Origin of the sequence: Pandoraea bronchicola, from assembly GCF_902459805.1 — a bacterium.
GTDB classification, from domain to species: Bacteria; Pseudomonadota; Gammaproteobacteria; order Burkholderiales; family Burkholderiaceae; genus Pandoraea; species Pandoraea bronchicola.
The window spans coordinates 127947-140127 of sequence record NZ_CABPST010000005.1 but is presented as its reverse complement, the minus strand read 5'-3'; the positions used below and the strand labels follow the sequence as shown (position 1 = coordinate 140127).

Sequence of the window (12181 nt, the reverse complement as noted above, 5' to 3'; positions counted from 1 at the left end):
TTGCTGGGGAGCCGGACGCGCAACGCGGCGTCATTTACAATAATAGCTTGACCTTGCTGTGAGACCCCCATGAGTTCTGTTGCAACCCCCGTGGTTCAAGACGATTCCTATCTGACGCTCCACTACCGGATCGCTGCGCCCGACGGCGCGGACATTGTCAACACTTTCGAAGGCACACCAGCGACGCTGCAGCTCGGCGGCGGCCAGATGGCCCCGACGCTGGAGCAGGCGCTGCTGGGAATGACGGTGGGGGAGCGGCGTCGGATCGAACTGGCACCTGAGCAGGCCTTTGGCCCGCGCAATCCGGAGCTGCTGCAACGCGTCTCGATGAAGACGCTTCAGGAAAACAGCAACTTTGGCGAAGCATATAGCGTTGGCGATCTGGTCGAGTTCAACGCGCCGAGCGGTGGCCGCTATGCGGGCATCCTGCGCGAGCTGGGCGACGGCTGGGCATTGTTCGACTTCAACCACCCGCTGGCCGGCCAGCCGATCGTGTTCGAAGTCCAGATTATCGGCATTCTGTAGGAATCGAAATGAGCGCCACCCAAGTCGTAGCACCGATGTTGTCGGATGCAGAAATCCTGCTGGCTCAGCCGCGTGGCTTTTGCGCGGGTGTTGACCGTGCCATTGAGATCGTCGAGCGCGCACTCGCCATGTACGGCGCGCCGATCTATGTGCGTCACGAGATCGTGCACAACGCGTATGTCGTCGAAAACCTTCGCAAGAAGGGCGCGATTTTCGTCGAAGAATTGACGGACGTGCCGTCGGGCAACACGCTGATCTTCAGTGCTCATGGCGTGTCGCAAGCGGTGCGTACCGAGGCGGAAGCTCGCGGCCTGCGCATCTTCGATGCGACGTGCCCGCTCGTCACCAAGGTGCACGTCGAAGTGGCGAAGATGCGCGGTCAGGGGCTGGAGATCATCATGATCGGCCACAAGGGCCACCCGGAAGTGGAGGGTACGATGGGGCAGTCGGGCGAGGGCATGTTCCTCGTCGAGACGATTGACGACGTGCTGGCGCTGCAGGTGGCGAATGAGGACAAGCTCGCGTACGTGACGCAGACAACGCTGTCTGTCGACGATGCCGCCGAGGTCATCAATGCGCTCAAAAAGCGCTTCCCGCTGATCACCGAGCCGAAGAAGCAGGACATTTGCTACGCGACGCAGAATCGTCAGGACGCCGTGAAGTTCATGGCGCCGCAGTGCGACGTGGTCGTGGTCGTCGGCAGCCCGAACAGTTCGAATTCGAACCGCCTGCGCGAGGTTGCCGAAAAGATGGGCGTGCCCGCCTATATGGTCGACTCGCCCGATCAGCTCAAGCCTGAATGGTTCGATGGCAAGCGCCGGATCGGTGTGACGGCCGGCGCATCGGCGCCGGAAGTGCTGGCGCAGTCCATCGTGTTGCGTTTGCGCGAACTTGGTGTCAATCAGGTCAAGGTGCTCGAGGGCGTGGAGGAAAATATCGCTTTCCCGCTGCCCAAGGGCCTCGCGCAGGTGGCTGCCGGCTAAGCGCCGTCCGCGCAGCCAGATCGAACGGCCAGCGGTAACGCCGCATGGCCCGCAAACCGGGTGTCGCATAACGCGGCCCCGGTTTATTTACGTCCTCATTTCCGCCGCCCCCCTTCTGCGCACACGACAGCGTCGGCGGCCCACCCCAGGCCGTCTGATGCGACGCGCATCCCGTGCCCCTGCCGCTCGCCCCCATCAGCGAATCCGGTTGCACAATTCTCGCATTATCAGACGCAATTACGAAAAAAATCCGCGCGGCGAATTTCGCATGTTTTGATGTCTTGTCAGGCGAAACCAATGACACCAATTGATAATTCAACGAATAAAGAATTGGGAAAAGAAAATAGCGTCTGGTTTTCCGGAATCTAATTATTTATATATTCACTTAATTAGATGCAACCCTCCAACTGTGATAGGCATGCTAATTGCTTATTAACATGATGTGGCGCTCAAGCCCATCAGTGGTGCATTGGTTGCACCATGAGGCCGCCCGGGCCGGTGCGCGCGGGTGCGTAAAACCTTTAACAAATCCGGGGTTGCGCTTTTGAAAAATTAGGGTTGCACAAGTCGGTATAAAACCTTAGTCCTCCATTATGGAAAACCCTGTGGCGGCGAGCGTCGCAGCCGCAAAGAATGGAGTTACAATGCGCGCGTTTCGCATACGAAACATCGAATTGGCGTTTTTGGCGTTATTAAACCGCCGACAATCAGGAGATAAACAAATGCAACTCAAGTTCGCGAAGGTACTGCCCGTTGTCGCCGCAGTGACGCTGTTGGCGGCATGCGGTCAGAAGGAAGAAAAGCAGGCCGATTCGGGTGCCGCTTCTGCACCTGCCGCGACGACAGCCGCCAGCGGGGGCGGCGATGCGGTTGTTATCAAGATCGGTCACGTTGCACCGCTGACGGGCCAAATTGCTCACCTGGGCAAAGATAACGAAAATGGTGCACGCCTGGCTGTCGAAGAGGCCAACAAGGCTGGCCTGACCATCGATGGCAAACCGGTCAAGCTGGAGCTGGTAGCGGAAGACGATGCTGCCGATCCGAAGACTGCAACGCAGGTTGCCCAGAAGCTCGTCGACGAGAAGGTCGTCGCCGTGGTGGGCCACTTGAATTCCGGTACGACGATTCCGGCGTCGAAGATCTATAGCGATGCAGGTATCGTGCAGATCTCGCCGTCGGCAACCAACCCGGCATATACCCAGCAGGGCTTCAAGACCGCCTATCGTGTGGTCGCGACCGATGCTCAGCAGGGTCCGGCACTGGCCAACTACGCCACCAAGGCGCTGGGTGCCAAGTCGGTGGCCATCGTCGACGACGCGACTGCCTACGGCAAGGGCTTGGCTGACGAGTTCGAGAAGACCGCCAAGGCCAACGGCCTGAAGGTGCTCTCGCACGATGCGACCAACGACAAGGCCACGGACTTCCGCGCCATTCTGACGAAGATCAAGGGTGAGCGTCCGGACATCATCATGTACGGCGGTATGGATGCCACCGGCGGCCCGTTCGCCAAGCAGTCGAAGGAACTGGGTATCGGTGCCAAGGTGCTGGCCGGCGACGGCGTGTGTACCGACAAGGTGGCCGAACTGGCCGGCGACGCCATCGACAACATCGTTTGCTCGGAAGCGGGCATGGCGCTGTCGAAGATGGAAGGCGGTGCGGACTTCGCGAAGCGCTACGAAGCCCGTTTCAACCAGCCGATCCAGATCTACGCCCCGTTCACGTATGACGCCGTCAACGTGATCGTCGACGCGATGAAGCGTGCCAACTCGACCGATCCGGCGAAGATTCTGGCAGCGATGCCGGCGACGGACTACAAGGGTGTCATCGGTCATATCGCTTTCGACAGCAAGGGTGACATGAAGGAACCGGTCATCACGCTCTACAACTACAAGGACAAGAAGAAGAGCGTGCTCGACGTGGTGAAGATGTAACTCCCGGGCGCTCGCGCCATGAAACGGCACCGGTGCCTACCCGTTCGGTGCCGTTTCGATATCTGCGGAACGATGCCGTGCCTGCATGACGGGCACGGCCCCCCTCCTGACACAGGATTACGCCTCATTACCCGCAGTTCTCTCGACCCCCTCGCGCGCCCTATCGGGCAAGCGTGTCGAGAGCCCGTTTTCGGGACAAGGAGTTAGCTTCATGGATATCTTTATCCAACAAATCTTGAACGGCCTCGTGCTTGGTAGCGTGTACGCGATCATTGCGCTGGGCTATACGATGGTCTACGGCATTCTGGGCATCATCAACTTTGCCCACGCCGACGTGATGATGATCGGCGCGATGGTCGCGCTGTCCACCATCAACCTGTTGTTGAAGGTCGCGCCGAACATGCATCCGGCGCTCATGCTGGCCATCGCCACGCTCGTTTGTATGCCCACGTGCGCCTTGGTCAACTTCGTGATCGAGCGCGTGGCATACCGGCCGTTGCGCAATGCGCCGCGTCTCGCGCCACTGATCACGGCCATTGGTGTGTCGCTGTTGTTGCAGACGATCGCCATGCTGATCTGGTCGCGTAACCCGCTCTCGTTCCCGCAACTGCTGCCCACCGACGCCATGACGATCATCCCGCAACGCGGTGATCACCCGGGCGCCGTGACCAACGGCACCGGTATCGTGATCGTGGTGGTCGCGTTCCTCGTGATGTTCGGCCTCACGCAGCTCGTGAACCGCACCAAGCTGGGCCGCGCCATGCGCGCGACGGCGGAGAACCGCAACGTCGCGGGTCTCATGGGCGTGAACCCCAACTTCGTGATCTCGGCCACGTTCGCACTGGGCGGTGCTCTCGCAGCACTTGCCGGGGTGATGATGGCCTCGAACTACGGCAATGCCCACTTCTACATGGGCTTCATTCCCGGGATGAAAGCATTTACCGCAGCGGTGCTTGGCGGTATCGGCAACCTGCAAGGTGCGATGGTCGGCGGTGTGCTGCTGGGTCTCATCGAAGCGTTGGGCGCCGGCTATATCGGCGATCTGACCGGTGGGGTGTTCGGCAGTAACTATCAGGACGTGTTTGCCTTTGTCGTTCTGATCATCGTGCTGGTGTTCCGTCCGAGCGGTCTGCTCGGCGAGCGCGTGGCAGATCGTGCATAAGCGGGGAGGAGCCACACTATGAATCAACCTGTGCAAACCTCCACGCCGGCGACGCAGATCTCTGCGGCGGCCGCTACCCGCAAGGCCTATCGCGGCCTTGCAATCTTCCTGATCGGCGCTATCGTCGCACCTATGCTCGTGGGCTACGCTGGCGGCAACTACTGGGTGCGCGTGCTCGACTTCGCGCTGCTCTACATCATGCTCGCGCTGGGCCTGAATATCGTGGTGGGCTTCGCCGGCCTGCTCGATTTGGGCTATATCGCGTTCTATGCGGTGGGTGCGTACGTCACGGCGTTCCTCAGCTCGCCTCACCTGACCACGCAGTTCGAGTGGATCGCGCATCTCTTCCCGGGCGGCCTGCATGTGCCGGTGTGGTTCACGATACCGATAGGGGCAGCGGTCGCGGCGATCTTCGGCATCTTGCTGGGCGCGCCGACGCTGCGTCTGCGCGGAGACTACCTGGCCATCGTGACGTTGGGCTTCGGCGAGATCATCCGTATCTTCATGAACAACCTCGACCGGCCGGTGAACATTACCAACGGCCCGAAGGGGATCACCGGCATCCAGCTCGCGTCGTTGTTCGGCTTCGACTTCTCGAAAGCGCACAACGTCTTCGGGATTCAGGTCAACTCGGTGTACATGTACTACTACCTGTTCGTGTTCCTGGCGTTGCTCATTGCGTTCATCTGCGTGCGCTTGCAGCACTCACGCATCGGACGCGCCTGGGTCGCCATTCGTGAAGACGAAATTGCCGCCAAGGCGATGGGTATCAATACACGCAACATCAAGCTGCTCGCGTTTGCCATGGGCGCGTCGTTCGGCGGCGTGGCCGGGGGCATGTTCTCGGCGTTCCAGGGCTTCGTCTCGCCCGAGTCGTTCACCTTCTGGGAGTCGATCGTCGTGCTCTCGATGGTGGTGCTCGGCGGCATGGGCCACATTCCGGGCGTGATTCTGGGCGGTGTGCTGCTCTCGGCGTTTCCCGAGATCTTGCGCTCGACCATGGGCCCGTTGCAGATGAAGTTGTTCGGCAGCGTCATCGTCGATCCCGAAGTGATCCGGCAGTTGCTGTACGGTCTGGCCATGATTCTGATCATGCTGTACCGTCCGGCCGGCCTGTGGCCGTCGCCGCGTCCGGAAGAACGGACTCTGTAAGCCGAGGGAGACGAATTCAAGATGAGCGAACAAATTCTTCTGTCCGTCAAGGGCGTGAACAAGCGCTTCGGCGGTCTGCAGGCCCTCACCGATGTGGGGCTGGAGATCAAGCCGGGGCAAATCTACGGGCTGATCGGCCCGAACGGTGCGGGCAAGACCACGTTCTTCAACGTGATTACAGGCCTGTACACGCCGGACTCGGGCGAGTTCCGGCTCGCCGGAGAATCGTACAAGCCTACGGCCGTGCATGAAGTGGCCAAGGCTGGCATTGCGCGCACGTTCCAGAACATTCGCCTGTTCGGCGGCATGACCGTCGTCGAGAACGTGATGGTCGGACGCCACGTGCGCACGAAGATGGGGGTGGTCGGCGCGATCTTGCGTTACCCGGGCGCGAAGGCCGAGGAACGTGCCATTCGCGATCGCGCGATGGAACTGCTCGAGTACGTGGGCGTGGCGAAGTACGCCAACTACACGGCGGCGAATCTCTCGTACGGCCACCAGCGTCGTCTGGAGATTGCGCGTGCGCTGGCGACCGATCCGAAGCTGCTCGCGCTCGATGAGCCGGCGGCCGGCATGAACGCGACCGAGAAGGTGGAACTGCGCGGGTTGCTCGACAAGATCCGCAGCGATGGCCGCACGATCCTGCTCATCGAGCACGACGTGAAGCTGGTGATGGGCTTGTGCAACCGGATGACGGTGCTCGATTACGGCAAGGTGATTGCCGAAGGTTTGCCGCAGGATGTGCAGAAAAATCCGGCGGTGATTGAAGCGTATCTCGGTGCAGGAGGCCATTGATGAGCGCAATGTTGACGATCAAGGGCCTGAAAGTCGCTTACGGCGGGATCAAGGCGGTCAAGGGGATTGACCTGCATATCCAGCCGGGCGAACTGGTCACGCTAATTGGCGCGAACGGTGCGGGCAAGACCACCACGATGAAGGCGATCACGGGGCTGTTGCCGTGGGCCGATGGCGATATCGAGTATCTGGGTAAGTCGATTCGTGGCGTGAAGGCGTTCGATCTGCTCAAGCAGGGGCTGGCGATGGTGCCCGAGGGCCGGGGCATTTTCACGCGCATGACCATCCTCGAGAACATGCAGATGGGGGCGTATCTGCGCAACGACAGCGCGGGCATCAAGCAGGACGTCGACAAGATGTTCGGCATTTTCCCGCGTCTGAAGGAGCGCAAGGACCAGCTCGCCGGCACGCTCTCAGGGGGGGAACAGCAGATGTTGGCGATGGCGCGCGCGCTCATGAGCCAGCCCAAGCTGCTGCTGCTCGACGAGCCGTCGATGGGTCTCTCGCCGATCATGGTCGAGAAGATCTTCGAGGTCGTGCGTACCGTGTCGGCCGAAGGCGTGACCGTGCTGCTCGTGGAGCAGAACGCGCGTCTGGCGCTGCAAGCGGCGCATCGCGGCTACGTGATGGACAGTGGCCTCGTCACCATGACCGGTGACGCGAAAGACATGCTCGACGATCCGAAGGTGCGCGCCGCGTATCTGGGGGAGTGAGGCGTTCGCCAGCGAGCATGAACGTCTGACGCAAGCCGGACGATGAGCAAAGGGCGCCGAAGGCAACTTCGGCGCCCTTTGTGTTTTGCTTCGACCGGTGTTGTTGCGGGTGACGGTGAGTGACGGTGAGTGACGGTGAGCTATGGCGGATTAAGGCATCGTCTGACCGTTTGCGGTCGAGACGAGCGGCAGTCGCTTGCCCAGACTCACGACATCGTCTGCGGCGTAGCCGTGCGCGGCGTAGAACGCCAGCGCTTCGCGCGAGTGCGTGAGGACTTGCAGATTGAGCTTGAGGCAGCCGCGTTCGGTCAGTGCGATTTCCGCGTGACGCAGCAACGCGCTTGCGACGCCGCGACGTCGCAGCGCACGCGACACCGCCAGCGAGTAGACCCAGCCGCGATGACCGTCGTACCCGGCCATGACAGTGCCCGCGATTTCGCGCTCACGCACGGCGACGAAGAAAAGCCCGTCGCGCATGGCAATCTTGTTCGCAATCGAGCGGCGCGGTTCGCGATGCGGCTTGTCCGACGCGTTGTATTCGGGGAATGCCTCGCGCCAGAGCGCGATGACGGGCTCGGTGTCGGCGTCATCGAACGTCCGGATGTGAATATCGGCGGGCGTCGCGATCATGGCGCCTCCTGTTTGCCGGTGTAAATGTCGGGCCGGTGAATCTGCATCATCTTGTTGACGGGGCCGAGCGGCTCGAAGCCGTAGCGGGCATAGAGGCCCGCCGCGTCGGTGGTGGCGAGCAGAAAACGCCGCAGTTGCTGCAAGGCGGGGTGCGCCAGCACGTTCTCGCACAGACGCTTACCAATGCCCAGCCCGCGCATGGACGGATCGACGAACACGTCGGCCAGATAGGCAAATGTCGCGTGGTCCGTGATCACGCGGGCGAACCCCACTTGATTCGCTGGGCCGCCTTCCACTTGCGTTGCATACGCACCGAAGCACAGCGAGTGGGAGATGGCGCGCACGAGCGTGTCTCGCGGTATGTCCTTGGCCCATTGTGTTTGCGTCGACAGCGCATGATGGATGAAGCCGATGTCGAGCCGTGCCGGATCGGCCGAGATTTCGACGATGGCGTCGGCGGGCGGCGTCGGATGCCCGTGACTCAGATCGTTCATGAGAAGTGTCTCCAGTGCGATGGCGCACGCAGCGCGCCGCCCGGGAGGCTCCGGGCGTGGCGTGCGCGCGTATCCGGCTGATTTGCCGGACGCGGTCGTGTCATCGTCAGACGTGTTTGGCGAGAAGCGTGTCGAGCATCGAGAGCATCTGGTCGATCTCGTCGCGGCTCACATTCAGTGCAGGCATGAAGCGCAGCAGGTTCGGGCGCGCGGCGTTGAGCAACAAGCCGTCCGGTGTCATCTCGCGCGCGGCTTCGACCAGTTGCGGACCGATGTCGCGCCCGAGCAGCAGCGCGCGCAGCAAGCCGGCGCCGCGCTCGCCCTCACCGCCGTAGCGCGACGACAGATGCTGCAACCCGGCGCTCAGATAGTCCGCCTGTGCGCGCACGAATTCGAGAAAGCCCGGGGCGCTGACCGTGCGCATGACCGCAAGACCAACGGCGCACATGAGCGGATTGCCGTTGTATGTACCGCCCTGATCGCCCGGTTGGAAGACGGCGAATTCGTCGCCGCAAAGCATGGCAGCGAGCGGCACACCGCCCCCGATCCCCTTGCCGAGCGTCATGATGTCGGGGACGATGCCGGCCTGCTGATGCGAGAAGAGTGTGCCCGTGCGTCCGCATCCCGTCTGCACCTCATCCACGATCAGCAGCAGCCCGCGCGCTTTCGTGAGGGCACGCAATGCCTTCAGGAACGCTTCGGTGGCCGGCACGACACCGGCTTCGCCCTGAATCGGCTCGAGCATCACGGCGACGGTGTCGGGGCCGATGAGGGCTTCGACCGACGCGATATCGTTCATGTCGGCCTTCGGAAAACCCGGCACCTGCGGGGCGAAGATCGTGTCCCAACCCGGCTTGCCGCTCGCGGACATGGTGGCGAGCGTGCGTCCATGGAACGCGTTCTTGAACGTGATGATCTCGAAACGCGCACCGCCCGAGGCGTTCGGGTGCAACTGCCCCCACTTGCGTGCCAGCTTGATCGCGCTCTCGTTGGCCTCGGCGCCGCTGTTGGCGAAGAAGACCTTGCCGAGCCCCGAGAGTCTGGTGAGCAGGTCGGCCAGCTCGATCATCGGCAAGTTGTAATACGCGGGGCTGGGGTTGAGCAGCATCGCGCCTTGCGTGGCGAGGGCGTCACGCATGACCGGATGGCAATGGCCGAGACTGTTGACGGCCCAGCCCTGAATGAAGTCCAGATATCGCTTGCCGTCGTGGTCATACAGCCAGCGGCCTTTACCGTGTGTGAACACGAGGTCGGGGCGCGACGTGATAGGCAGCAACGCCTGCGTGGCGAACTCTGTGAACTTGGCGTTGCGTGCCGTCTTAGGGGCGGCGGACGGCGGGACGGCGGACGAATTGGCAAGCGACATGACGGTCTCCGAAGGGCAAGGTGAGAGAGACAGGGAAATAAAAAAAGCCACGGGGGTTGCCCGTGGCTTCGCTGTGCTTGAGAACCTGCGTGTTATCGCAGTCGATAGCGTGCCGCGCGGCATCCCGGTTGGGGCAGCGTACGGCGACGTCGGATCGAGGCGATGGCACTCAGGTTCATGCTGGCAAGCATAAGGCGGTGACGCGGCGCTTGTCAAAGGATATGCACACACTGTGGCGTGCGCGCATCTTTGCACCCGCGTGCATCATTCGCTTCACTGACCGGCGCCGGGGTTGTCGGCTTCGGTGGTGAAGGCGTCGGCGTAGAACGCCTCTTCGGGCAGTTGGTGATGCGCGACGAAATCCCGGCGCGCCGATTCCACCATGACCGGTGCGCCGCAGGCGTAGACTTCGTACCCCGACATATCCGGCAGGTCTTCCGCCACGGCGCGATGCACGAAGCCCGTGCGGCCTTGCCACTGATCTTCGGGCGCGGCTTCCGAGAGTACCGGCACGAACCGGAAGCCCGGGATGTCGCGCGCCCACTGTTCGGCCAGCTCGCGCATGTAGATGTCCTTCAACTGACGCGCGCCCCAGTAAAGTGTCATCGGCCGGTCGAGGCCCTTGTGAGCGGCATGCTCGACGATCGCCTTGATGGGGGCGAAGCCGGTGCCCGAGGCGAGCAGCACGATGGGCTTGTCCGAGTCTTCGCGAAGGAAGAACGTGCCGAGCGGCCCTTCGAAGCGAAGAATCTCGCGCTCCTTCATGGTGTTGAAGACGTGGTCGGTGAATACGCCGCCGGGCATGTGACGCAGGTGAAGCTCGAGGAAGCCTTCTTCGTGCGGTGCGGTCGCCATCGAATAGCTGCGCCGCTTGCCGTCCTTCAGGATGAACTCGATGTATTGGCCGGCAAGGTACTGGAAACGCTCGTTGGCGGGCAATTGCAGACGCATCACGATGACGTCGTCGGCGCGCCGCTCGAGGGCGTTCACGCGGCACGGCAGGCGCTTGACCGGAATGTCGCCGAAGCCTTTGACTTCGCGCGACTCGATGACGAGGTCGCTTTTGGCGTGTGCGCAGCACAGCAATGCGAAACCGCGCGTTTCCTCATCCTTGGAAAGTGCCGAGCCGGAATGCGCGCCATGCTCGACGCTGCCTTCGACCAGCCTAGCCTTGCAGGAACCGCAACCGCCATTCTTGCAGCCGTAAGGCAGGCCGATCCCCTGACGCAGCGCAGCAGAAAGCACGGCCTCGCCGTCTTCGACCTGGAATTCGCGCCCGCTCGGCACGAGGCTAACGTTGTAAGCCATACTACAATCCGAAAAATGAAAAATTCGTCGAAATCCTTCGGTCGCCCGCGCCTGTTGGTCGTAGGCTGCGGCGACGTCGGCATGCGCGCACTGCCGGCTCTCGTCAAACGCTTTCGTGTCTTTGCCGTGACCTCCAGCAATGCCCGTCATGCGGCCTTGCGCGCGGCGGGCGCCGTGCCCGTCGTCGCCAATCTGGACGACGCGGCGAGCCTGCATCGCATCGGCCGTCTGGCCCCACGGGTACTGCATCTTGCCCCGCCCGCCGGGGTCGCCGGCAGCGGTTCGCTGGACCTGCGCACGCGCCGTTTGCGCGCGGCGCTGAACCGTGCGCCGAAGCCCGTCATTGTACCCGAGGGGGGGCGTCGCGCCTTGCCGCACCAGCCCCGTGCACCCCGTCGCATTTTTGTCTATGCGAGTACTAGCGGGGTCTACGGCGACTGCGGCGGCGCCTACGTGGACGAGACCCGCACGCCGCGGCCGCGTTCGCCGCGCGGGCAGCGCCGCGTCGATGCCGAACGCACGGTGCGCTCGCTCGGCCGCCCGTCGGCGCACGCCCGTAACGTCCGCCGCGTGCTGGCCGCTGGCCCGGCGCGCGCCGGGGCCCCGGCAGTGACAGGTGCGCGCGCGGCATGGCGTCACACTGTGCACGCACGAGCGTCCTGGCGGGCGTCTATCGTGCGTATTCCGGGCATTTACGCGGCAGACCGCCTTCCGATCGCGCGTTTGCAGCGTGGCACCCCGGCGTTGCAGGCGTGCGACGACGTTTTCACCAACCATATACACGCTGACGATCTGGCGGCGATCCTGATTCGCGCGATGTGGCGCGGCAAGGCGCAGCGGATCGTGCATGCGAGCGACGACACCGAGTGGCGCATGGGCGAGTATTTCGACCGCGTGGCCGACGCGCTCGGCCTTGCCCGCCCGCCGCGTATTTCGCGCGACGAAGCCGGCCGCGTGCTGGAGCCGACGCTGCTGTCGTTCATGTCGGAGTCGCGCCGGCTGGCCAACACGCGGCTCAAGCGCGAACTGGGCTATCGGCTGAGGTATCCCGATGTGGCGGCGCTGCTTGCCACATTGCCGTGCGCGCCGCCGTCGAGCGAGGCCGCCCGAGCCTCCTGAGCC

Annotated in this window: 12 protein-coding genes; 8 read left to right on the top strand and 4 right to left on the bottom strand. The window is 62.8% G+C overall.

Features of this window, described 5'->3' with window-relative positions; all coding sequences use genetic code 11:
• Nucleotides 1-69 precede the first annotated feature (69 nt).
• From PBR20603_RS12155 to PBR20603_RS12125, 7 genes are all read left to right on the top strand, one after another.
• Complete coding sequence (locus PBR20603_RS12155) at nt 70-525, top strand: FKBP-type peptidyl-prolyl cis-trans isomerase (protein ID WP_150559787.1); 456 nt, start codon at nt 70-72, stop codon at nt 523-525.
• An 8-nt stretch (nt 526-533) separates the two neighbouring features.
• Complete coding sequence (gene ispH, locus PBR20603_RS12150; protein ID WP_174977903.1) at nt 534-1508, top strand: 4-hydroxy-3-methylbut-2-enyl diphosphate reductase; 975 nt, start codon at nt 534-536, stop codon at nt 1506-1508.
• 722 nt (nt 1509-2230) lie between these two features.
• A complete protein-coding gene (locus PBR20603_RS12145) occupies nt 2231-3439 on the top strand; it encodes a branched-chain amino acid ABC transporter substrate-binding protein (RefSeq protein ID WP_150559786.1) in 1209 nt (402 codons plus the stop codon).
• 211 nt (nt 3440-3650) lie between these two features.
• The gene (locus tag PBR20603_RS12140; RefSeq protein ID WP_150559785.1) at nt 3651-4601 is read left to right on the top strand and encodes a branched-chain amino acid ABC transporter permease; all 951 of its coding nucleotides are present in this window, start codon (nt 3651-3653) and stop codon (nt 4599-4601) included.
• An 18-nt stretch (nt 4602-4619) separates the two neighbouring features.
• Nucleotides 4620-5753: an ABC transporter permease subunit gene (locus tag PBR20603_RS12135; protein ID WP_246174595.1), complete on the top strand. Its 1134-nt coding sequence runs from the start codon at nt 4620-4622 to the stop codon at nt 5751-5753.
• 21 nt (nt 5754-5774) lie between these two features.
• Nucleotides 5775-6548 (top strand): ABC transporter ATP-binding protein, encoded by a 774-nt coding sequence (locus PBR20603_RS12130; protein WP_150559784.1) that lies wholly within the window; start codon nt 5775-5777, stop codon nt 6546-6548.
• Complete coding sequence (locus PBR20603_RS12125) at nt 6548-7261, top strand: ABC transporter ATP-binding protein (RefSeq protein ID WP_150559783.1); 714 nt, start codon at nt 6548-6550, stop codon at nt 7259-7261. The genes PBR20603_RS12130 and PBR20603_RS12125 overlap by 1 nt, the downstream gene beginning before the upstream one ends.
• A 150-nt stretch (nt 7262-7411) precedes the next feature.
• Here PBR20603_RS12125 and PBR20603_RS12120 read toward each other — a convergent pair whose 3' ends face one another.
• The 4 genes from PBR20603_RS12120 to PBR20603_RS12105 all read right to left on the bottom strand — a co-directional run bounded on the left by PBR20603_RS12120 (nt 7412) and on the right by PBR20603_RS12105 (nt 11059).
• Nucleotides 7412-7891, bottom strand: a complete 480-nt coding sequence (locus tag PBR20603_RS12120) for a GNAT family acetyltransferase (protein ID WP_150559782.1) — start codon at nt 7889-7891, stop codon at nt 7412-7414.
• Nucleotides 7888-8385, bottom strand: a complete 498-nt coding sequence (locus tag PBR20603_RS12115; protein WP_150559781.1) for a GNAT family N-acetyltransferase — start codon at nt 8383-8385, stop codon at nt 7888-7890. Before PBR20603_RS12115 ends, PBR20603_RS12120 begins: the two co-directional genes overlap by 4 nt.
• Nucleotides 8386-8491: 106 nt before the next feature.
• Nucleotides 8492-9751 (bottom strand): acetylornithine transaminase, encoded by a 1260-nt coding sequence (locus PBR20603_RS12110; protein WP_150559780.1) that lies wholly within the window; start codon nt 9749-9751, stop codon nt 8492-8494.
• Between the two features lie 273 nt (nt 9752-10024).
• Nucleotides 10025-11059 (bottom strand): CDP-6-deoxy-delta-3,4-glucoseen reductase, encoded by a 1035-nt coding sequence (locus PBR20603_RS12105; protein ID WP_150559779.1) that lies wholly within the window; start codon nt 11057-11059, stop codon nt 10025-10027.
• An 81-nt stretch (nt 11060-11140) separates the two neighbouring features.
• Here PBR20603_RS12105 and PBR20603_RS12100 point away from each other — a divergent pair, with 81 nt between their 5' ends.
• Nucleotides 11141-12178: a Rossmann-fold NAD(P)-binding domain-containing protein gene (locus PBR20603_RS12100; protein ID WP_425495809.1), complete on the top strand. Its 1038-nt coding sequence runs from the start codon at nt 11141-11143 to the stop codon at nt 12176-12178.
• The last annotated feature ends 3 nt before the right edge of the window (nt 12179-12181 follow it).

Bases quoted from the DNA above. Each gene is read 5' to 3' on its own strand.
- PBR20603_RS12155 (WP_150559787.1), top strand. From the start codon at position 70: ATGAGTTCTGTTGCAACCCCCGTGGTTCAAGACGATTCCTATCTGACG.
- ispH (WP_174977903.1), top strand. From the start codon at position 534: ATGAGCGCCACCCAAGTCGTAGCACCGATGTTGTCGGATGCAGAAATC.
- PBR20603_RS12145 (WP_150559786.1), top strand. From the start codon at position 2,231: ATGCAACTCAAGTTCGCGAAGGTACTGCCCGTTGTCGCCGCAGTGACG.
- PBR20603_RS12140 (WP_150559785.1), top strand. From the start codon at position 3,651: ATGGATATCTTTATCCAACAAATCTTGAACGGCCTCGTGCTTGGTAGC.
- PBR20603_RS12135 (WP_246174595.1), top strand. From the start codon at position 4,620: ATGAATCAACCTGTGCAAACCTCCACGCCGGCGACGCAGATCTCTGCG.
- PBR20603_RS12130 (WP_150559784.1), top strand. From the start codon at position 5,775: ATGAGCGAACAAATTCTTCTGTCCGTCAAGGGCGTGAACAAGCGCTTC.
- PBR20603_RS12125 (WP_150559783.1), top strand. From the start codon at position 6,548: ATGAGCGCAATGTTGACGATCAAGGGCCTGAAAGTCGCTTACGGCGGG.
- PBR20603_RS12120 (WP_150559782.1), bottom strand. From the start codon at position 7,891: ATGATCGCGACGCCCGCCGATATTCACATCCGGACGTTCGATGACGCC.
- PBR20603_RS12115 (WP_150559781.1), bottom strand. From the start codon at position 8,385: ATGAACGATCTGAGTCACGGGCATCCGACGCCGCCCGCCGACGCCATC.
- PBR20603_RS12110 (WP_150559780.1), bottom strand. From the start codon at position 9,751: ATGTCGCTTGCCAATTCGTCCGCCGTCCCGCCGTCCGCCGCCCCTAAG.
- PBR20603_RS12105 (WP_150559779.1), bottom strand. From the start codon at position 11,059: ATGGCTTACAACGTTAGCCTCGTGCCGAGCGGGCGCGAATTCCAGGTC.
- PBR20603_RS12100 (WP_425495809.1), top strand. From the start codon at position 11,141: ATGCGCGCACTGCCGGCTCTCGTCAAACGCTTTCGTGTCTTTGCCGTG.